Below are 17,811 nucleotides of genomic sequence, written 5' to 3'. Positions count from 1 at the left end.
GATAAAAGCGACGCCATGAAGACCGTCGCCGAACGCCTCAAATGGGCAAGAGATAAAGCCGGGTTCGCGGACGCAGCCGACGCGATTGAGCGCCTGGGCTTCGTCTCATCGACCTACTACGGCCACGAGAACGGTGATCGAGTGCCGCGCGCCGACAAAATCAGAGAGTACGCTCGGTTGTACAACGTGCCGTATGTCTGGCTGCTCGAAGGCGGCGCGGAACCAAATCCCGGCGCCGAACATACTTATGTTACCGAAAATGCCAGCAAGCCAATGCAACGGCAGCTCTACGCCGAAGCCGAACTGCTGCCTGTATACGGACTTGCGACGGGCGGGCCTGTTGGCCACGCGGACTTTAATGGCGACGTGGTGGACAGGATTGCAAGGCCGCCCATGCTGACGAGCGTCCATAACGCCTATGCAGTCTATGTCTCTGGCGACAGCATGGAACCACGCTACCTGGCGGGAGAAACCGTCTATGTCCACCCTGGAAAGCCCGTGCGCAAAGGGCACTTCGTGGTGGTTCAGGTCGCCGGGGACGGCGCAGGCGAACCGCCTCGGGGCTACGTAAAGCGGTTTGTCGGCTGGTCCGGCGACCGGCTGATCCTCGCGCAGTTCAACCCCGCCGGAGAAATTGAGTTCGACCGGGATGAAGTGGTGTCAGTCCACCGTATCGTGCTTTCGGGCGAAGACGCGTAACGCGTAATTTTTCTCCCGATTACGCGTTGACATCCTACGCGTAAGGCGTAATCTCTCTCCATCGCCACCCGGTGATGGAGCCGCGCAGTGACCTCTTTCTCCCCGTTTTCTCTAGTCGGCGCCGACACGGTTCGCACCGTCCTCAGCACCACCGGCCCCGTGACCAAGCGCGACAGGCTCTATCAGCTTGACGCTGCCGCGACCGAAGTCGCCCGTTGCCAGACCGTGTATCGCGACCTCGTTCGCCGGGTTGCTCAGGGCAACATCCACGACGTCACCACCGCCCGCATCCATGCCGCTGCCGAGCGCCTTGCCGCCGCCATGGCGTTGCAGGGCGAGATCGAGGGCATCCTGCTCGACGCTGACCAGTCCCTCGACATGAGCCAAGCCGAGGACCGCGTCACGGCGCTGCAAATCGCGCTGGATCGGTTCGACGCGGTTTGTCCCGCCGACCGTGAGCACGTCCTCACCAGCCACGACTACGGCATTTCGGCGAGGGCTCGTTGATGCCCGCCACCCGCACCACCCGCTCCGAGGACGAGGCTGTCCTCTCCGAGCATCACGGCGTCTGCCGCGCCTCCGATGAGGCCCTGATGCAGGCCGCCTTCAACCGCTTCGGCTGGCGGATGCTCTCCGACGACGCCGCCATGTGGCTGGCTGATCGGTACGAGGCCGCAGAGGCCCGCCGGAACGAGATCAACGAGAGCAACCGCCAGATCAGAGGGCAAGCAGCGTGATGTCCAGCTACCTCGCATCCCAAACCCCAGCCGCCCTGACCTTCGGCCCCATGGTTTTCATCACCGTCTGCGCGGCCGTCGTCATGGTGGCTCGCATGATGATCTTGGGGGTTGGCAAGTGACTGGCCTCTCCCTCCAACCCGCCTACGGCCTGCCGACCCGCTTCATCGTCCGCGATGGCGTGATCGTCGGCTACCTCTACGCCCCTTCCGCTGGGGACGGGTACGAGGTCTGGCCTTCGTATCGGCAGGCGACCCCGATGCTCGACGTAGGCCCGGCCACGTTCGCGAGCTTCGCCACTGAGGTCGAGGCTCTGGCCTTCCTCGGGATCGAAACCCAACCCGAAAGCATCGCGGCATGAACGCGCCCGTTCGCATTCCCGGCCAGCCTGCGCCCATCGGCGACAACGCCGGTCCGGTCGAGCCTACGCCGTTCGACCTGTCCGCACAGGAGATCGGCGACCTCTACGAGGAGGCCCGCAACTTTCTCGACGGCGAGCCGATCCAGACGCAGGCGATGGCCGAGGCTGTCGGCAAGCTCATGGCCAGCATCCGCGACGCCGCCAAGGTCGCCGACCAGCGCCGAGAGGCTGAGAACAAGCCCTTCAACGAAGGCAAAGCCGAGGTTCAGGCCCGCTACAACACGCTGATCGGCGAGACAAAGACGGTCACGGGTAAGGCGGTTCTCGCGCTCAACGCCTGCGACAAGGCCCTGGCGCCGTTCCTAGCCGCACGGGAAGCCGAGAAGCGCCGTGTCGAGGCCGAGGCGCGCGAAGCTGCCCGCGTGGCCGAGGAAGCCGCTAGGGCCGCCTTCCAGGCAAGTCGCGTCGATGACCTGGCCGCCCGCGAGGAAGCCGAGCGCCTTGCCGCCACCGCTCGTGATGCGGAGGCCGCCGCCCGCCGGGCCGAGAAGGACCGTGCCACCGTCAAGGGCACCGGCCGCGCCATCGGAGTGCGCAAGACCTACGCCGCCGAGGTCGTGGACACCCAGGCTTTCGCCCGCTGGGTCTGGGCCAACCGTCAGGACGCTCTCACCGGCTGGCTCAAGAGCCTAGCCGATCAGCTTTGCTCGCAAGGCGTGCGGGACATGCCCGGCGTCAAGATCACCGAGGGAGTGCGCGCGCAATGAGTGCCGACGACGCAATTCGCACTGTCCTCCGTCAGTACGACGAGGACTTCAACGACAAGGGCACGGTCTGGCGCGTTCAGGGCACCGCCGTGATCTCTCACAAAGCCTTGGAGCGGATCGCCGCTAAGGCCGGTATCAAATACGCCTCGCCGACCATCATCCGCGCCGAGCGCGACGAGGCCGTGCTTCTGGTCAGTGGCACGCTAGGCGACCGCATGGAGTGGTCGATCGGCGAGGCTCTGGTCAACGTGAACTATCGCGTGTCCGGCAAGCAGGCGGGATACGTCTGGGCCATGGCCGAAAAGCGGGCAAAGGATCGCGTGATCCTCAAGCTTGTGAGCCTTCATGGCCTCGCCTTCTCCGAGGAGGAGGCTGACGAGTTCAAGGGTGGCGACCGCCAGCAAGCGTCAACGCCAGCGACGCCAAGCCCGCAGGGCGGCAACGGCACGCCTTTCGACGACGACACCGCGGCTGTCGACTACGCCGCCAGCGTCTTCCGCAAGATCGCGACCTCGCACGATCCCATCGCTCTCAAGACGTGGTGGGGATCGCCCAAAGAGAAGCAGGCTCGTCGCGACTTCGGCCTGACGATTGAGGACGTGAAGGAAATGAAGGACGCCCTCATGGCGCGCCTCATGGCCCTTGGCGATGAAAGGCAAGCCGCATGAACGCCGCCGTCCTCGCCTCCTACGTCAAGATGTCGACCCTCGTGGACGGCACGATGCGGATCGTTCTCGACGTGGACCCGAAGTCCGCGCCGGATGCCTTCACGCTTCTCGGCAGCCCCGGCACGCCGATCGCCATTGCCAGGATCACCGACGCCGCAGCGGTCGCCCACGATCGCCAGCGTCACGAGACGCCCGACGCTTTGTCGGGCCAGGACGGGGCCGCAGGGGTGCCCGCGCATCCCAGCCGGCCGGCAGCGGCCCCGTCCGATCGGAAGGCGCTGCCTATTGCAAGCAAGGTCGCCCTGCGGTGCCAAGACCCCGATTTCGCTGGGTTCCTGCGCACCGACCCATCCGGCTTTGCCATGGAGTGGGAGCGAACGAAGAGGATTGTCGGCGAGCGCAGCGACGCTGAGACCGCAGAGGCTTTCGTCAAGCGGTGGTGCGGCGTCGAGCGCAAGCGCGACATCGCCACGGACGACAACGCGCTTCGGCTTTGGCGCGAGATGGATCGCGATTTTCAGCAGTGGGCTGGATCGCGTGAACTTGCCCGGCGGACGGGGAAAGCAGCATGAGCAATCGGAGCGAGTTCATTGAAGCCGCCACCGCAGCGGCTTTCAAGACCGAAGATGGGCGCACGATCCTCCATTGCTTCGGAGGCATGTGCGGCGCGGACTGGGATTTAGCCGATGTCATCGCCGAGATCGAAGGTGCCGACATCGTTTGGTGGGACGGGCATTTTCTAGACCACGATCTCCGGGTCGCGACGGGCCGTCGTCGGTGGAGCTTCAACGTCAAGGCCCCGGAGGGCTTGGCATGAAGCCCGAACCCCGCCGTGCGGTGCCAATGAAGGTCCAAAGAGATTGCGCCCTCGCCCTCTGCGCCAGCCTCATGCGCAAGCTCGGGATGATCCCGGTCGAGGTCACGCCGCAGTTTGAGCTTGACCACGTTCCGGCGTTGGCCCTGCGCGAGATCGACCCTGTGACGGGCCAGCACCGTCCGCACCAGCACGACCCGGCGCACCTCGTTTGGATGAGGAAGGAAGCCCACGCCGCGAAGACCTTCGGCACGGGCGCCACGACGCGCGGCGCGGACGCTGGCGACATCGCCCACAACCGCCGCCTTACGGCCAAGGAGGAGGCGTTCCGCAGCCGCCTTCTGGCGAAGACGACCGGCGCACCACTGCCGCCCGTCAAGCCGAAGCACCGTTTCCCGCCCGGCCGCAAGCTGCCGAGCAGCAAGAACATTGGAGCGCGCCCATGACCAGACAATGCCGCCGCATGGGGCCAAGGCTGACCGCCATCCAGCAACGCCTCGCCGTCCCTAAGGCCAACGCCCATCGGAACGAGGAGCCGAGGCCCATCACGCTCCCGAGCGCCTTCGGTGAGCCCTACGCATACGCTGACGGAGCGATCATCCGTGACGGCGAGCGTCAGCCTGTGAGGGCGTCATGATCCTCCCCGACTGGATGATCCGCGAGCGCGGAATGGTGACGCCCTACGTGGGCCGCACCGTGCACGAGACCGGGCTTAGCTTCGGCGAGAGCCACGGCGGGTACGACGTGCGGATCAAGCAGGGAATGGTCCTGTGGAAGGGTGAATTCCGCCTCGCCTCGACGGTCGAGCACTTCGACATGCCGGCCGACGTGATGGCCTTCGTCCTCGATAAGTCGACGTTGGCCCGCCAGGGCGTGAGCCTGTTCAACACCTGTCTTGAGCCGTCTTGGCGGGGGCACCTTACCCTCGAAATCGTCTGCCACGCGCCCGGCCCGGTGATCCTGCGAGCCGGCCAGCCCATTGCGCAGATCGTCTTCCACCAGATGGCCGCGCCTCCCGAGCGTGGATACGCGGGAAAATACCAAGGGCAACCCAACGAACCGGTGCCTGCCCGGTTTGAGCCCTCCCCATGACCCCACCCCTGACCGCCTCCTCCGCAACCATGGAGACCGATGTGCAACTCACTCCGATCGAAGAGTTGGCCAAGGCCGCGCTCGAATTGGCCTCGTATGCCTCTTATGCCGAGATGGTCGGCGCCATCGGGCACAACCGTGATCAGATCCGCAAATGGTGCGACGAGGTATACCGGATACGAGAGACCGTTGTTTCTCCCGGCCTGGCTGACGACCCCTACTTTCCCGCCGCTCTCGCCGCCGCCCCCACCCCCTCCGATCCCGAGCGCGTCCGACACGACGGGGACGGGTGGGACGAGGTCGAAGTGGCTGCGCGCTGCATCGCCGCTCGCAGGAAAGGCGGTGCCTACTGCGACGGAGGACGGGTCACGGACGCTGAGTGGAGGGCCGAGATCCCCGCCGCCGAGGCTTCGATCTTCGCGCTGCGCTCCCGAAGCTACCTGAAATGGGCCGCACCCGTCACCGCCCCGCAGGCCGAGGGGGACGCGTGATGAGCATGGTCCTCCCGACGAAAACCCCTGAAGAAACGCGCGACGCCATAGTCGAGTGGCTAAAAAGCGAAGCAGAATTCCATCGTGACACTGCTCGCTTTTGTTCTGGCAAGCGTAGCCAAACCGCCCGTATCGCTGAGGCCGATTTAATACACAGCCTCGCCGAGAGCCTTACAAAGTATCGCACGCTGGCTGAAATGGAGCCTCGCCCATGACCGCCCCCACGGACGATCTGCGCGATGCGGTGGACCTGCCGACACAAGCCCTCGACGCACTGGAATACCCAGAGAGTGACGTCCTGCGGCCAGCAAGGGAGTTGGGCGCCCGTGCGATCCGCACTCTCCTCGCCGACCTCACCAAGCTCAAGGCCGAGCGCGACGAGGCGGTGAAGTGCGCGGAAGCCATTTGCAACAGCTACGCCCAAGAGAACCAACAGCTATCGGCCCGCGCCCTCGCCGCAGAGGCCCACCGCGACGCACTGGCCGCCGAGGTCGAGGGGATGCGGGCGGCGCTGGATCTGATCGTCGGCGAAGCCGAGCGGTACACCTGCTTTCGCAGTGGAGACCCGCACGCGCCTGACGAGGCCGTTCTTAGCGTGTCCGTTCCGCTTGGGCTCGCTCGGAAACTCGCCGCCGCCCCCACCCCCTCCGATCCCGAGCGCGTCCGACACGACGGGGACGGGTGGCCCGCGAGCTATCAAGAGACCTTCGACGCCATCGGTAAGGCCGTGACGGTCCATCCTGACGGCATGATCGGCATTTCGTTCAAGGCGTTCTACCGGGCGCTCTCGTATCCCGACGCGCCCCCTCCCGCACCCGTCACCGCCCCGCAGGCCGAGGAGGGCTCGTGATGACCGCCCCCACGGACGATCTGCGCGATGCGGTGGCACTAACCCGCACGCAATTCATCATCGCCATGGCGGTCGAGATCGGCAAGAGCGGCAACCTGCCCGCAGGCGAACCTCTGCGGCTGGCGAGCCGGGCCTATCACGCCTTCGAGGATGACACCGGAGCTAGCTTTGGCGACCCAGAACACGCCTGGGACCAAGACGCAGCCCGCATTATCGCCCGTGAATACGAAACGGCCCACTGGGAGGATGCATGAACACGTACCCTGACCCGGTTCAGCGGGCGGCCAAAGAGTTTGAGCGGGCGATTGAGAAAGCAGTTCAAAGGACGATCCAATCGTTTGACGGTCAAATCAAATCCCTCCTCGCCGACCTCACCAAGCTCAAGGCCGAGCGCGACGAGGCGGTGGCGCTCCGAGATGCTGCGGAGGCCGAAGGGCTGAGACTCCTGGCGGCGCAGAGGCAGAGCATCCCGGCTGTGGCTGCGGTCGTTGCCGGGGCCGAAGCCGCCGCTGCCCGCGCCCTCGCCGCAGAGGCCCACCGCGACGCACTGGCCGCCGAGGTCGAGGGGATGCGGGCGGCGCTGAAACTCTGCGTCGAAGCCTTGTCAGTGGCCCACGCGGCGTTGCCTTCGCACGACATGGATAGGCGGATCGCAGCCGGCCAAGCTCTATCCGACGCTCGTTTTGCCCTCACCCGAAAGGCCCAGCCATGACCCTCACCGAGGACGACCTCAAGGCCCTGTCGGATGCGGCTACGCAGGGTCACCTAGAGCCTTGTGAGTTCGTGCGACCAGATGGAAGCGTCCATGTTTTCTCGTCAGAGAGACACTGGTCTGTGCTTGTATCGCGTCCCATAGGTGGCTGCTCCAACCCAAAGAAGGATATTTCTCAAGACGAGGCGGCGGCTACGGCCGCATTGGCAGCGACTCTGATCAACGCCCTTCGCTCCGACACCCTCGTCCACATCGACCGCGTCTCTGCGGCCCGGCGGGAGGGTGCGGAGGAGATCGAGAGGCTGAGGGCGGCGCTGACAAAAGCCCGCCCGCTGGTGGCGGACCGCGTCGCCGCACAGTCGGGCCGGATCTGCGACGGAGAGTACCTGTCCATCTTGGAGGCGGTCGACGCCGCCCTCACCCAGGAGCCCACCCATGGCAACCGCTGACGAACTGCGCGCCTTGCTGGCGCGGGTGGAGGGGGCGACGGGGCCTGATCGCCGCCTCGACTACGAGGTGTTCGTAGCCTTCGCCGTTCAAGGTCACGCGAACCCTTGGGACCCGGAGCAAGGGCACTTCTACACCGTCTCTATCGACGATGCGCTGGCACTCATCGAACGGGTTCTCCCCAGTGCTTCAGTTGAAATGGAGATAGACCCCAGTTGGAGCGCGCGGCGCGCCTGCGTTGTGGTCGACGATGGCGCTGCGGCGAGAGGGTGGAGCGGCCCTCGCACGTCTGCACCCCTCGCCATCCTCGCCGCGCTCCTGAAGGCTCTCCTCGCACAGTCCGACCCCCAGGAGGCCAACCATGGCGGGTAGGGGCAAGGGGCTGACGGAGGCGAGGAAACTGACGAAGGCCGAACGCGCTGCTCTCGCTTGGCTCAAGGCGAACGAGCCGGTCAGCGCATTCCCGTGCTCTGGCCCATGCACGCTTTCCATGGCGAAGCGCCTCGGGAAGGTCGGCTTGGTTGAACACGCCGGCTTCGATCCAGGCCGATTTGGCTTCGTGAGCATGGTCGTCTCTGCCGCCGGCCGCGTGGCCCTACAGGAGGGACGGGATGTCTGACCGCGATCTCAGCATGGAGATGCTGCGCCTCATTGGCGAGATCCACCCGACCGCCTTCACGGGCGACATGAGCGCGCTGGCGCAGGCCACGGCCTCGACAGCCGACACGTTCGGCGGGCTGTTCGCAATGCTGCGGCGGCACGCCCCCAACGAGGCGACCGCACAAGCCGCGATGAAGCTGATGGTCGCCAGGGCGCTGAAGTTTGCCGAGGGCGCCCAAGTCGACGCTGACGCGCTCCGCGGGCAGGTTGCCCCGGCCTATCGCGAGGGACGGACGGGAGGGCGGCAAGATGGATAGATATTCCCAGACCGAAGCCGCCACCAAGGCGCACGGAACCCGGCGCGGGCAGCAAGTCGCCCGTCGTCCACTCGCGCCAGGCGCCCTCGCCTTCCGGGTGCCGGAAGCTGCTATGATGTTCGGCCTTTCGAGGTCGAAGGTGTGGGCGATGATCGCGGCCGGCGACCTCCCCGCTCGCAAGATCGGCGCGGCCACCGTGATCCTGCGCCAGGACATTGAAAGCTATTTGGCCGGGACGGCACCGAGAACGAAGTCGGCCCAATGATCCATCATCACCCGGCGCTTGGCCAGCGCGTCCCCTCGGCGATAGGCGCGCTCGGTTTCGTCTCCGGTGAGATGGGCCAGGGCCGCCTCTGCTACCTCGCCCGAGAGGTCGGTGGCCTCGTCGACCCAATCGCGGAACGCGCTGCGGAACCCGTGCACGGTGTACTCGTCACGCTTCATTCGGCGCAACAGCATGGCAAGCGCCATGTCGCTCAAGGCAGTGCCCTTTGCGCTCGGGAACACCAGGGCGCCCGGATCGGGCTTGTCGGGGCGGATGCTCGTCAGGATGTCGATGGCGGCGCGGACCAGCGGCACGCGATGCTCACGGGCAGCTTTCATGCGCTGCGCCGGCACGACCCACAAGGCGGCGCTAAGGTCGACCTCGCCCCACGTCATGCCGCGCACCTCGCCGGACCGCGCCGCCGTCAGGATGGCGAGGCGCAGCGCCAGGGAGGAATAGCCGGATCGCGTCAGGAGACCGCCGTAGAAGGCCGGCACGTCCGCGTAGGGCATGGCGGCGTGATGGCCGCGCGACAGCTTCTTGGATCGAGGGAGGAGTTTGTCGAGGTGGCCTCGCCAGCGCGCCGGGTTCTCACCCTGCCGACGACCGGCCGCGCGGGCGGCGTCAAGCACCGCCTCGATACGGCCTCGGACGCGCCTCGCGGTTTCGGGCTTGGCCTGCCAGAGCGGGCGCAGCACGACGAGCACGTCGTCGGTCTCTACGGATGCGACGGGCATGGTCCAGAGGCGAGCGGCCTGGACCTCAAGCGTCTGCCGCCACTGCGCCCGGTGCTTGGCGTTGCGCCACGACGCCTCGCGGTCGGCCATAAAGACCAGGGCGACATCGGCGAAGGTAACGGGAGCGGCTGGCGGTGGAGCGGCGCGGGCCGCCTCCCGCTCGGCAACCGGGTCGACGCCGGCCGCGATCTGGCCTCGTGCCGCGGCGGCGAGGTCGCGAGCCTGCGCCAGGGGCACGGACAGCACCGGACCCAGGCCCATCTCCCGGCGCTTGCCGGCGAGGCGATAGAGCATCACCCATCGCTTGGCACCGCTCGGGTCCACGACGAGGTAGAGGCCGCCGCCATCCGCGTGCCGGCCGGGGGTCGCGAGGGTCTGCACCTTGCGGGCCGACAGCCGATTGATCTCTCTCGCCATCCGCTACCCTACCAACAACCCCACCAACGGACCCCGATTGCCAAATCAGGGAATGGCAGGCTGTGGACTGTGTGGCGGCTAAAACCCTGTTGTGGCAAGGTAACGCGAAGCACGGAGCGATAAAAAATGGACCGGCTTGGACAGCACTTCGACGGACCCCCTCTCCGCCAGCTATTAGTTTGAGGCGGTTTCGCCCGGACTTTAGAGCGCTGGAATTACTCAGCTTTTCCTGCCAAGTCGGTTGACACGGTCTCGCTCGATCCCACCTGATACCCTTTCACTCGCTGGGGTGAATGCTGGGGGTTGGGCGGACACATGGCACGCGCGGTCAACAAGCTCACGGCTCTGGGCTTATCCAAGAAGAAAGAACCGGGTCGCTACGGCGACGGTGCCGGGCTGTATCTCGTCATCGATCCAAACGGCTCCCGTCGCTGGATCATGATTTTCCGGCACGGGGGCAAGCAGCGGGAGATGGGGCTTGGCAGCGCCAACGTGATCTCGCTCGCTGATGCCCGCCGCAAGCGCGACGAGACGCACCGGCTCATCGCCGAGGGCCGAGACCCCATCGCAGAGAAGCGGAAGCCGGACCCCGCGACGGTCAAGGCCATGACCTTCGGCGCTTTCGCGGATCAGCTTCTTCCTGAGATCGTGAAGGGATTCGAGAACCCGAAGCACGCAGCGCAGTGGACCAGTTCGCTGAAGACCTACGCGGAAGCGTTGAGGCCAAAGCCGGTGGCGGACATCACCACCGACGACGTTCTGTCTGTCCTTACACCCATCTGGCACGAGAAGGGTGAAACCGCTTCCCGCGTAAGGGGACGGATCGAACGCATCTTGGACGCAGCCAAGGTCAAGGGACTACGAACGGGAGAGAATCCGGCCCGGTAGCGCGGGCACCTCGACCAGCTTCTGTCCAAGCGCCGGAAACTCCAAAAGGGGCACCACACCGCCCTCCCCTTTGAGGAGGTTCCAGCCTTCATCGCCGAGCTTCGTAAGCGCTCGGCTGTCTCGGCCCTGGCGTTAGAATTCGCGATCCTCACGGCGGGTCGGGTCTCGGAAGTGGTGGAGTGCCCGTGGTCGGAGATCGACCGTGCGAAGAAGGTTTGGACGATCCCGGCAAGCCGAATGAAAGCGAAGCGCGATCACATCGTGCCTCTCACCCCGCGCATGCTTGAAATCCTCGACGCGGTAGGGCCGTTGCGCCGGGGCGTCTACGTGTTCCCGACCTTCCGGGCGGACAAGCACCTGAGCGACATGGCCTTCAGCGCATTGTTGAAGCGAATGGGCGTGAAGGCAACAACCCACGGGTTCCGGTCATCTTTTCGGGACTGGGCCGGCGATGCGACAGAGTTCCCACGGGAGGTCGCGGAGTTGGCCCTGGCACATTCGGTTGGAGATGCCACGGAAGCTGTGAAAAGGCGTCGAAGGTTCACCTCTCCCAGGATTGGGCTTAATACCTTCAAATAAAAGCTAAATTTCGCTTTGGCGTGGGGTCACGATCGGCGCCGATCGTGACCCCACCCCGATCTCGATTTTCGCAGATCAGAGAGTACGTTAGCAAAGTTTTTGCCGGGGTCATGCTTCGAAGCCGATTCACAGACAAAGCCTATGATGCCAGGTCCCGCCGGCACGAATGCCGGGCGCGCGGAATCGTGCCGCGCATCGCGCGCAGAGGTATCGTGAGCCGCGAGAAACTCGGTCGCCACCGCTGAGTCGTGGAGCGTACCCACGCCTGGTTCAACCGCTTCCGGCGCCTGCCCGTTCGTTACGAGCGACGCGCCGACATCCACGAAGCCTTCACCAGACTCGCGGCCAGCCTCATCACCCTCAATCCGATCAAACGGCTTTGTCAGGCGCTCTGAGGACGTGACGGTCAAGCGCTACCACGATGACAGCCACGAGCAGCTCCGCGTCCATCTGGCCGACTTCGTCAGCGCCTCGAACTTCGGCCGCCCCCTGAAGACTCTACGTGGTCTCACGCCCGACGAGGGTATCTGCACAGCATGGGCCGCCGAGCCCGGTCGCTTCAGGTCAAACCCGCTCCACCAAATGCCTGGACCAAACATCTAGCGGAGACACGACATCGACGTGATCAGCAAATTGTTCGGATGACAAGGTACGAATTTAGCAGCCGAAAGGGCGGTCACACCACTGCGTAATTTTTGGCGATCTGCAGGATAAGTTCTTGCTTCAACATCGGACGCCCAAGGTGGTAGCCCTGCAATAGGTCGACGCCGAAGGAGGCGACGAGTTCGACTTGGTCCGCTTCCTCGACGCCCTCCACGATCGTTCGCTGCGCGCAGCTACTGACGAGGTCGATAATGTTTTTCAGAAGCTTTGCGCCCCGTGGGGTATCGCAACTCTGAACGAAAAATCGATCGATTTTCACCATGTCGAAGCGCAACTCGCTGAGACATGTCAGGCCGGCAAACCCAGTTCCGAAATCGTCGAGCCAAACGCGAATCCCGATCGCGGACAGCTGTTCCATCAGCAGGGCGACCCGAGGGTTTCCGCTGATCTGGCCACCCTCGGTGATCTCGAGGGCTAAGCGGGAGGGCGCGATCCCGGCGGCCTGGACAATCGCGACAATGACGCCCACGAAGTTTGGGTCCTCGATTTGCCGCCAGGAGACGTTGACGCTGACGACCGGAAGCGAGGGTTCGCTGGCCAGAAGATCGCAGGCCTCGCGCAGCATCCATTCGCCGAGTTCGAGGATGACACCCGTCCGCTCGGCCACTGGGATAAAAGTGTCCGGCGAGATCGCCCGACCTTGTGGGTCCTTGAGGCGCATCAGGGCTTCCGCGCCCCAAATCAGGCCGGACGTCACGTCGACGATGGGCTGAAATGCCGCCGAGATGCGCTGGTCCGTGACGGCCGAGCGCAGCATCTCAGCCGTGAGGGTGTCGCCCGCGTCGGATTCCAACATCCGCCGGTCAAAGATCCGGACGCAGTTACGCCCCTCATCCTTCGCCACATAGAGTGCGATATCTGCCGCCGTGACCGTCCGTTCGGGTTTGTCGCCGGCAACATCCCCCGAAAAAGCCGCGCCGATGCTGACCGTGATTGCCGAGAGGTGATCGCGGCGCGCCGTATGGCCAATCTGCAAGCTCTCGACCGCCAGGCGGATCTCCTCGGCGAACGCGGCGACCTGTTCCATCGAATCGGCCGCAAAAAGGGCGGCGAACTCCTCGCCGCCGAAGCGGCCGAGGGCGTAGCGTCGAGGCTCGGCCATACTCGACATCGCGCGACTGATCCCGGCCAAGCAGCGATCACCCTGCTGATGCCCGTATCGGTCGTTGTAATATTTAAAGTAATCGACGTCGATCAGAATAACGCCGAACGCTTGGTTCGACTCTTTGCTGTCGAGCCAAAGATTTCGCAGGATGTCGTCGATCGCCCGGCGGTTCGCCAAGCCGGTCAAGGCGTCTGTCGTCGACAGCCTAACCAGCTCTTCGCCACGTTTCACGATCTCCTGCTGACGCAACTCTGCCCGACATGCATTCAGGTGAACGCGATAGCGCTCGCGATTGTACTTATAGTTCAGAAAAACGGTCAACATGAAGCTAAATATGTATAGCGACCCAAAACAGATAATATAAGTACTATCGCCGACAAACATCAGCGCCCAAATCAGGAAAACTGCGGATATCAGACCCGATGATAGAAGCGCGAACTCAAAGCTGAGATTGAAAAAAAGATTGGCAACGAGCATAAATATCAGCCCGTAGCCGGCATAATACAGCGTTGCCGTTGTTTCTTTGCTCTGAGAGGCGAGGAGCAGCCACGCGGTGAAGCCGATGACGATTCCGATCGCGCATTGAAATTCGAGGATGCGCGTTCCCACGCCGCGCCCAACCTGCATTCCGATCGCGACCACGTAGACCGCACCTACGGCTAAACGGAGCGGCAGGATGTAGGGGAGCATGTCGTGGATGAGCAGGGCGTCCATCGCCCCGAACGCGACGTACAACATGCCGACGAACTGGCACGCCCTTGTGAGCTCCAAGCGCAGGGCTTTCGAGTGTTGCACCTCGAAGGCCGCATCGAGCTGAGGCGAGCGACGCTCGAACCAACGCTTTCCGAGTTCCTGGTCGAGCAGATCTAGCGTTGCTGTGGCCATCGTTCTGGCGCCTCCCACACGGTGGTAGCAGCGCAGATTTCCTAAAACCCTAAAGGAATGAAAGCAGACGCCTACCATTCGGGCGCCGATCGTCCATGCGCTGGCTCGGTCCACAACCTTCGAGCATCGCGTCTTTACGCCGCGAGAGCCTGCGTGAAGCACGCATTACCTGCGCGTCTACGCCCGGAAACCGAGCCCGGTGAGCCGTTTACAGGGGGTAGGCACGGCGGCATCCAACTGCCAACGGGTTCGCCCCCCAGCTCGCACGCACCTCCAAAAATTTTAAGCAATGGGAAAGTTTGCACCGCACTCTGGACAAGCCGTAACCCCTGGTTAACCTTAACTTGCGCGCCCGGAATTCTCCGAGCGTTGGTGCGCAAGGGCGTTGAAAATATGGCTAGCGGGGGACTTTCGCTTGTTGGTGAACGCAATCGCCTGAGCAACTTCAGATCTCTGGAGGGTGGCTTACGGCAGGTTGTCGATAATAAATATTCGCTTTTACTGCCGGAAGCGCTTTATCCCGTTGTAGCTGACGATGTCGGTCGGGCCTTGAACAATATTATCGATCTTGCAGATCCCGGCGACTACACGGCACTGACAGATACGCTCATAGACCTTTTAAGCATTTTAAAGGAAACTTTCAGCGATCTGACGTGGCGCGAGGCGGTGCTGCCGGCTGCTCGTTCTCATGCTATCGCAGATCTGGTCCACGAATGTCCTTTTACATGGCACTCATTCTCGAAGCCGCGCGGGTACCCCGGCGATGCCGGGCTTATCGACTTCGTGTATCGCCATCCGGCAGCGAGACCTGCGCAGGAAGCAGCTACGAAAGCTGGTCGCACGGTCATGACTTTCACCGTCGATGTGACGGCCTGTGAGGCGGTTCGCCACAGACGCTCCATCCTGGCCGCGAAGATCGACGAAGCAGCCGCCCGCCGCGAGATGCCCTCGATCCTGTCTCTGGCCAGCGGCCATCTTCGGGAGGCGGAATTAAGTATCGCCTTGAAGGAGGGGCGCGTCGGACGGCTGCTCGCCGTTGACCAGGACGCCGAAAGCCTGGCTACGGTCGAAGGATATTGCCGCTCGGTCTCGCGCGCGATCGAGCCGCGGCAGGCGACCGTCCGTCAGATCCTGGCGGGCAGGACTGATCTGGGGCGGTTTGATCTCGTCTATGCCGCCGGGTTGTACGATTACCTCGATGCCAGGGTGGCGGCGCGCCTTACGCGAGTCCTGTTCGATCATCTGAAAGAGGGCGGCAGACTTCTAATCCCGAATTTCTTGTGGGGTGTCCGTGAAGAGGCCTACATGGAAGTGTTCATGGACTGGCACCTTCTCTACCGCACGCCTGACGAGATCCAGGGCTTCGCACAGGAAATTGCACCGACTGCGATCCGGAACACGCGATATACGCAAGATGATGCTGGCACAATTGGTTATTTAGAGATCGAACGGATCTAATTGGTGCTTAGAAATTCTGGTTACGTTTGGCGACACCTTATGGATATCAACGGATACGCCCTCGCTTTTTCGTTCCGCCGGACTTTATTGGGCCCCGTACGATAACGTCCGGCAGGGGTTGAGTGGCGGTGATTCCAGAAGGGTACCGAAGCCTGACCTGGAAGTGCCATGTGGACCCCGGCCACTCGCCGGCAGCATAGCCGCGCCGACCTGCGCTACGAAACCGACCTGACGGATGGTGAACGGGCCGTAATCGCGCCGCTGATGCGGAGCCGGCCTCGTGCGGTCGTCCGCCTGTCTGGACGATGCGAAAGATTCTGAACGCTATTTTCTACGTGCTGCGCGGCGGCATCGCGTGGCGGATGATCCCGAAGGACTTGCCTCCGCGCAGCACGACGTTCGGCTCCTTTGCGCGCTGGCGCGACGACGGTCTGTTCGGCCGGATCAACCATCACCTCGTCATGGCGGACCGCGAGCGGGTCGGTCGAAGCGACTCGTCGACCGCCGCATCAGCCGCAACCGTCGCCTTTGGAAAGACCCGGAGGCGACCCTCGCCTCGGCCCAGGCCTTCCTCTACGCCGCCGCCGTCATGATCCTCGTCCGAAGGCTCGGCCGAGCGTCATGACTTATCGGACAGACTCTGAGCTCGATTTTGGCCATTTAGGCCGCCTGGCACAGGGCGTAGGCCCAGGGTGGTGGAAGACGGAACCGACGTTTCCTGCGGTCGCGCCTGCGGCCTGACATATCTGTCGGGCGACGAGCACGATNATCTCGTCAGACGAGAGTTTGGGCGCGGGATCGACGGCGCTCGACATGGAATGGCGTCCGGTGCGGTTGACTGGCGGGCAGCGTTTAAGGGGGGCGCCCCCCCTGAGCTCGATTTTGGCCATTTAGGCCGCCTGGCACAGGGCGTAGGCCCAGGGTGGTGGAAGACGGAACCGACGTTTCCTGCGGTCGCGCCTGCGGCCTGACATCGAAGAAGCTTCCTCGCGCCAGATGGTTCGACGGACGGCTGCGAGAGCATCGGAGAAGGTCGGCTGCGATTTGGGGTACCACGCTGTCGCCGCGACCTGCCGCCTCTCACGTGCGGAGAGCCGCGTGGCGAGCAGGGTGACGATGGAGAACAGGGCGAGCAGGCAGGGGGTCGTACGAGCGATGGCCTTGTCGGACCATTGACGCTGTGTCTCGACGCCGAGATGGGCACGCGCTTCCTGGAACGTGACCTCGACCTGCCAGCGTCGGACGAACCACGTCACGATCTGCGTAGGGTCTCGTGCGGTGTCGGTGCAGAGCAGCCCTTGCGGCTCGAAGCGGTTCTCGGGATCGCGGATCAGAACCCAGCGGATCGGCACTGCTGGTAGACCGGAATGATGCCAGACGGCGGTGGCCGTGGCGATCTCGATCCTGCGCTCGCCCATGCCGTACCAGCCCGGCACGCGCACCTGCTGCYAGATGGTACCCGGGTCGGTCAGGATCTTGGACAAGGTTGGCCGCCGCACACCCTTCTTACGCGGGCGCCCGATCGTACCGGGAAGCCTTGGAGGCGCTGGATCGTAGAGTGCCGCATCCAGGCGCAGGCGGGTGATGGCGGTGACGCCGCCGCGGCGTAGAGCATCGAGAAACAGTAAGGCCGAGAAGGCGCTATCGCCGACCAGCACGAGATCGCGCCCCGGCAGCCAGCGTCGCACCTGCAAGGCCATCTGCCGTCCGACATCGAGCAGGGTCTTGTGCCGATGACCGCGTTCCCGGCAGGCGCGCTCCGAGGGGACGAGGGCGGTCAGAAACGGCAATGCCCAGACCCGACCAGCCCAGGGGATGGGTGCGAGCAGCATCAGGCTCATCCAGCGCAGGCCGCTCGTCTTGACGAAATGGGCACCGGACGAACGCACCGGATCACGGTAGATCCCGCGGGCCTGGATGCGGCGGCCCCAGCGCCGCTCGATCGTGTCGTCGAGCGCCAGCACCACGGGGCCGTGTGGGACGAAGGCCTCGACGAGCAGCCGAAGCAGCATGTGGGCTCCAGCATGGGGGGACCATGCGGTTCGGCTGAGCACCCGGTGGGTGTTCACGAAATGGCGGTCCCGCGCCCGGMCCATGATCCGCAGCACGCTCGCTACCGTGCGCCGGCCCGGACAGAGGATCGCACCGATCAGCAGGGCCTGAGCGTGCCGCCACGACCGGTGGACGAACAGCGGAGCGAAGGACAGGATGATCCCGGCGAAGCGGGCAGGCAGGTGCGGCATGAGGCGTCTCTGGCGA

The 17,811-nt window shown here is 64.3% G+C and carries 26 protein-coding genes and 3 pseudogenes; 26 read left to right on the top strand and 3 right to left on the bottom strand.

Going from position 1 to position 17,811, the window contains the following annotated elements:
- Positions 1 to 15 precede the first annotated feature (15 nt).
- From ASG40_RS20775 to ASG40_RS20765, 20 genes are all read left to right on the top strand, one after another.
- Entirely contained in the window at positions 16 to 699 is a 684-nt protein-coding gene (locus ASG40_RS20775; protein WP_162243328.1) for an XRE family transcriptional regulator, read from the top strand.
- 87 nt (positions 700 to 786) lie between these two features.
- A complete protein-coding gene (locus tag ASG40_RS16355; protein ID WP_055888162.1) occupies positions 787 to 1,206 on the top strand; it encodes a hypothetical protein in 420 nt (139 codons plus the stop codon).
- Positions 1,206 to 1,436, top strand: a complete 231-nt coding sequence (locus ASG40_RS16350) for a hypothetical protein (RefSeq protein WP_055888160.1) — start codon at positions 1,206 to 1,208, stop codon at positions 1,434 to 1,436. The genes ASG40_RS16355 and ASG40_RS16350 overlap by 1 nt, the downstream gene beginning before the upstream one ends.
- Entirely contained in the window at positions 1,436 to 1,558 is a 123-nt protein-coding gene (locus tag ASG40_RS22445) for a hypothetical protein (protein WP_274533837.1), read from the top strand. Before ASG40_RS16350 ends, ASG40_RS22445 begins: the two co-directional genes overlap by 1 nt.
- Entirely contained in the window at positions 1,555 to 1,797 is a 243-nt protein-coding gene (locus tag ASG40_RS16345) for a hypothetical protein (RefSeq protein WP_055888158.1), read from the top strand. Before ASG40_RS22445 ends, ASG40_RS16345 begins: the two co-directional genes overlap by 4 nt.
- Positions 1,794 to 2,564 carry a hypothetical protein gene (locus tag ASG40_RS16340; protein WP_055888156.1) on the top strand — a complete coding sequence of 257 codons (771 nt, stop codon included), beginning with the start codon at positions 1,794 to 1,796 and terminating at the stop codon, positions 2,562 to 2,564. Before ASG40_RS16345 ends, ASG40_RS16340 begins: the two co-directional genes overlap by 4 nt.
- Positions 2,561 to 3,232: a hypothetical protein gene (locus tag ASG40_RS22270; RefSeq protein WP_055888154.1), complete on the top strand. Its 672-nt coding sequence runs from the start codon at positions 2,561 to 2,563 to the stop codon at positions 3,230 to 3,232. The genes ASG40_RS16340 and ASG40_RS22270 overlap by 4 nt, the downstream gene beginning before the upstream one ends.
- A complete protein-coding gene (locus ASG40_RS16330) occupies positions 3,229 to 3,804 on the top strand; it encodes a hypothetical protein (protein ID WP_055888152.1) in 576 nt (191 codons plus the stop codon). Before ASG40_RS22270 ends, ASG40_RS16330 begins: the two co-directional genes overlap by 4 nt.
- Positions 3,801 to 4,049, top strand: coding sequence for a hypothetical protein (locus tag ASG40_RS16325; protein ID WP_055888149.1), 249 nt, complete (start codon positions 3,801 to 3,803; stop codon positions 4,047 to 4,049). The genes ASG40_RS16330 and ASG40_RS16325 overlap by 4 nt, the downstream gene beginning before the upstream one ends.
- Positions 4,046 to 4,492, top strand: a complete 447-nt coding sequence (locus ASG40_RS16320) for a hypothetical protein (RefSeq protein ID WP_156387768.1) — start codon at positions 4,046 to 4,048, stop codon at positions 4,490 to 4,492. Before ASG40_RS16325 ends, ASG40_RS16320 begins: the two co-directional genes overlap by 4 nt.
- Before the next feature lie 187 nt (positions 4,493 to 4,679).
- Positions 4,680 to 5,138 carry a dCTP deaminase gene (gene dcd, locus ASG40_RS16315; protein ID WP_055888145.1) on the top strand — a complete coding sequence of 153 codons (459 nt, stop codon included), beginning with the start codon at positions 4,680 to 4,682 and terminating at the stop codon, positions 5,136 to 5,138.
- Positions 5,135 to 5,629, top strand: a complete 495-nt coding sequence (locus tag ASG40_RS16310) for a hypothetical protein (protein WP_055888143.1) — start codon at positions 5,135 to 5,137, stop codon at positions 5,627 to 5,629. Before dcd ends, ASG40_RS16310 begins: the two co-directional genes overlap by 4 nt.
- Complete coding sequence (locus tag ASG40_RS21325; RefSeq protein ID WP_156387767.1) at positions 5,629 to 5,844, top strand: hypothetical protein; 216 nt, start codon at positions 5,629 to 5,631, stop codon at positions 5,842 to 5,844. The genes ASG40_RS16310 and ASG40_RS21325 overlap by 1 nt, the downstream gene beginning before the upstream one ends.
- A complete protein-coding gene (locus ASG40_RS16305) occupies positions 5,841 to 6,479 on the top strand; it encodes a hypothetical protein (RefSeq protein WP_055888141.1) in 639 nt (212 codons plus the stop codon). Before ASG40_RS21325 ends, ASG40_RS16305 begins: the two co-directional genes overlap by 4 nt.
- Positions 6,479 to 6,733 carry a hypothetical protein gene (locus ASG40_RS16300; RefSeq protein ID WP_055888139.1) on the top strand — a complete coding sequence of 85 codons (255 nt, stop codon included), beginning with the start codon at positions 6,479 to 6,481 and terminating at the stop codon, positions 6,731 to 6,733. Before ASG40_RS16305 ends, ASG40_RS16300 begins: the two co-directional genes overlap by 1 nt.
- A complete protein-coding gene (locus tag ASG40_RS16295) occupies positions 6,730 to 7,191 on the top strand; it encodes a hypothetical protein (RefSeq protein WP_055888137.1) in 462 nt (153 codons plus the stop codon). The genes ASG40_RS16300 and ASG40_RS16295 overlap by 4 nt, the downstream gene beginning before the upstream one ends.
- A 203-nt stretch (positions 7,192 to 7,394) precedes the next feature.
- Positions 7,395 to 7,640, top strand: coding sequence for a hypothetical protein (locus tag ASG40_RS21540; RefSeq protein ID WP_055888135.1), 246 nt, complete (start codon positions 7,395 to 7,397; stop codon positions 7,638 to 7,640).
- Entirely contained in the window at positions 7,627 to 8,010 is a 384-nt protein-coding gene (locus tag ASG40_RS16285; protein WP_055888133.1) for a hypothetical protein, read from the top strand. The genes ASG40_RS21540 and ASG40_RS16285 overlap by 14 nt, the downstream gene beginning before the upstream one ends.
- Before the next feature lie 239 nt (positions 8,011 to 8,249).
- Positions 8,250 to 8,555, top strand: a complete 306-nt coding sequence (locus tag ASG40_RS16280; protein ID WP_055888132.1) for a hypothetical protein — start codon at positions 8,250 to 8,252, stop codon at positions 8,553 to 8,555.
- Complete coding sequence (locus ASG40_RS20765; RefSeq protein WP_082524117.1) at positions 8,548 to 8,820, top strand: helix-turn-helix domain-containing protein; 273 nt, start codon at positions 8,548 to 8,550, stop codon at positions 8,818 to 8,820. Before ASG40_RS16280 ends, ASG40_RS20765 begins: the two co-directional genes overlap by 8 nt.
- Here ASG40_RS20765 and ASG40_RS16275 read toward each other — a convergent pair.
- A complete protein-coding gene (locus tag ASG40_RS16275; protein ID WP_055888130.1) occupies positions 8,778 to 9,974 on the bottom strand; it encodes a tyrosine-type recombinase/integrase in 1,197 nt (398 codons plus the stop codon). The genes ASG40_RS20765 and ASG40_RS16275 overlap by 43 nt on opposite strands.
- 315 nt (positions 9,975 to 10,289) lie before the next feature.
- Between ASG40_RS16275 and ASG40_RS22265 the strand changes: the two genes are divergently transcribed.
- The 4 genes and pseudogenes from ASG40_RS22265 to ASG40_RS22255 form a co-directional block, all read left to right on the top strand.
- On the top strand, positions 10,290 to 10,862 hold the full coding sequence (locus tag ASG40_RS22265; protein WP_244480643.1) for a tyrosine-type recombinase/integrase: 573 nt from the start codon (positions 10,290 to 10,292) through the stop codon (positions 10,860 to 10,862).
- Positions 10,863 to 10,883: 21 nt separating this feature from the next.
- A complete protein-coding gene (locus ASG40_RS22260) occupies positions 10,884 to 11,441 on the top strand; it encodes a tyrosine-type recombinase/integrase (protein ID WP_338011784.1) in 558 nt (185 codons plus the stop codon).
- Between the two features lie 131 nt (positions 11,442 to 11,572).
- Positions 11,573 to 11,836: pseudogene (locus ASG40_RS16265) on the top strand (transposase); the annotation flags it as partial.
- Positions 11,811 to 12,044, top strand: a pseudogene (locus tag ASG40_RS22255) (IS481 family transposase); the annotation flags it as partial. The pseudogenes ASG40_RS16265 and ASG40_RS22255, both read left to right, overlap by 26 nt.
- 73 nt (positions 12,045 to 12,117) lie before the next feature.
- Here the strand turns inward: ASG40_RS22255 and ASG40_RS16260 are convergent.
- Entirely contained in the window at positions 12,118 to 14,094 is a 1,977-nt protein-coding gene (locus ASG40_RS16260) for a putative bifunctional diguanylate cyclase/phosphodiesterase (protein WP_055888127.1), read from the bottom strand.
- Positions 14,095 to 14,466: 372 nt separating this feature from the next.
- Here ASG40_RS16260 and ASG40_RS16255 point away from each other — a divergent pair, with 372 nt between their 5' ends.
- Together ASG40_RS16255 and ASG40_RS20760 are read left to right on the top strand one after the other, a co-directional pair.
- Positions 14,467 to 15,552: a class I SAM-dependent methyltransferase gene (locus tag ASG40_RS16255; protein WP_244480642.1), complete on the top strand. Its 1,086-nt coding sequence runs from the start codon at positions 14,467 to 14,469 to the stop codon at positions 15,550 to 15,552.
- Between the two features lie 168 nt (positions 15,553 to 15,720).
- Positions 15,721 to 16,112 (top strand): annotated as a pseudogene (locus ASG40_RS20760) (transposase); the annotation flags it as partial.
- A 330-nt stretch (positions 16,113 to 16,442) separates the two neighbouring features.
- On the opposite strand, the gene ASG40_RS16250 reads toward ASG40_RS20760, so the two are convergent.
- Positions 16,443 to 17,795, bottom strand: coding sequence for an IS701 family transposase (locus tag ASG40_RS16250; protein WP_055888519.1), 1,353 nt, complete (start codon positions 17,793 to 17,795; stop codon positions 16,443 to 16,445).
- Positions 17,796 to 17,811 lie beyond the last annotated feature (16 nt).

Origin of the sequence: Methylobacterium sp. Leaf399 (genome assembly GCF_001424525.1) — a bacterium.
Classification (GTDB): Bacteria; Pseudomonadota; Alphaproteobacteria; order Rhizobiales; family Beijerinckiaceae; genus Methylobacterium.
Note: the sequence above shows the minus strand (reverse complement) of the source record. Positions and strands in the feature narration are given on the sequence as shown.

What these genes read in the sequence shown, in the direction of transcription:
- ASG40_RS16350 (WP_055888160.1), top strand. Translation starts at nt 1,206, where the DNA reads ATGCCCGCCACCCGCACCACCCGCTCCGAGGACGAGGCTGTCCTCTCC.
- ASG40_RS16280 (WP_055888132.1), top strand. Translation starts at nt 8,250, where the DNA reads ATGTCTGACCGCGATCTCAGCATGGAGATGCTGCGCCTCATTGGCGAG.
- ASG40_RS16330 (WP_055888152.1), top strand. Translation starts at nt 3,229, where the DNA reads ATGAACGCCGCCGTCCTCGCCTCCTACGTCAAGATGTCGACCCTCGTG.
- ASG40_RS16310 (WP_055888143.1), top strand. Translation starts at nt 5,135, where the DNA reads ATGACCCCACCCCTGACCGCCTCCTCCGCAACCATGGAGACCGATGTG.
- ASG40_RS16260 (WP_055888127.1), bottom strand. Translation starts at nt 14,094, where the DNA reads ATGGCCACAGCAACGCTAGATCTGCTCGACCAGGAACTCGGAAAGCGT.
- ASG40_RS20775 (WP_162243328.1), top strand. Translation starts at nt 16, where the DNA reads ATGAAGACCGTCGCCGAACGCCTCAAATGGGCAAGAGATAAAGCCGGG.
- ASG40_RS16275 (WP_055888130.1), bottom strand. Translation starts at nt 9,974, where the DNA reads ATGGCGAGAGAGATCAATCGGCTGTCGGCCCGCAAGGTGCAGACCCTC.
- ASG40_RS16340 (WP_055888156.1), top strand. Translation starts at nt 1,794, where the DNA reads ATGAACGCGCCCGTTCGCATTCCCGGCCAGCCTGCGCCCATCGGCGAC.
- ASG40_RS21325 (WP_156387767.1), top strand. Translation starts at nt 5,629, where the DNA reads ATGAGCATGGTCCTCCCGACGAAAACCCCTGAAGAAACGCGCGACGCC.
- ASG40_RS16295 (WP_055888137.1), top strand. Translation starts at nt 6,730, where the DNA reads ATGAACACGTACCCTGACCCGGTTCAGCGGGCGGCCAAAGAGTTTGAG.
- ASG40_RS22265 (WP_244480643.1), top strand. Translation starts at nt 10,290, where the DNA reads ATGGCACGCGCGGTCAACAAGCTCACGGCTCTGGGCTTATCCAAGAAG.
- ASG40_RS16285 (WP_055888133.1), top strand. Translation starts at nt 7,627, where the DNA reads ATGGCAACCGCTGACGAACTGCGCGCCTTGCTGGCGCGGGTGGAGGGG.
- ASG40_RS16305 (WP_055888141.1), top strand. Translation starts at nt 5,841, where the DNA reads ATGACCGCCCCCACGGACGATCTGCGCGATGCGGTGGACCTGCCGACA.
- ASG40_RS22270 (WP_055888154.1), top strand. Translation starts at nt 2,561, where the DNA reads ATGAGTGCCGACGACGCAATTCGCACTGTCCTCCGTCAGTACGACGAG.
- ASG40_RS16300 (WP_055888139.1), top strand. Translation starts at nt 6,479, where the DNA reads ATGACCGCCCCCACGGACGATCTGCGCGATGCGGTGGCACTAACCCGC.
- ASG40_RS16325 (WP_055888149.1), top strand. Translation starts at nt 3,801, where the DNA reads ATGAGCAATCGGAGCGAGTTCATTGAAGCCGCCACCGCAGCGGCTTTC.
- ASG40_RS16320 (WP_156387768.1), top strand. Translation starts at nt 4,046, where the DNA reads ATGAAGCCCGAACCCCGCCGTGCGGTGCCAATGAAGGTCCAAAGAGAT.
- ASG40_RS20765 (WP_082524117.1), top strand. Translation starts at nt 8,548, where the DNA reads ATGGATAGATATTCCCAGACCGAAGCCGCCACCAAGGCGCACGGAACC.
- ASG40_RS22445 (WP_274533837.1), top strand. Translation starts at nt 1,436, where the DNA reads ATGTCCAGCTACCTCGCATCCCAAACCCCAGCCGCCCTGACCTTCGGC.
- dcd (WP_055888145.1), top strand. Translation starts at nt 4,680, where the DNA reads ATGATCCTCCCCGACTGGATGATCCGCGAGCGCGGAATGGTGACGCCC.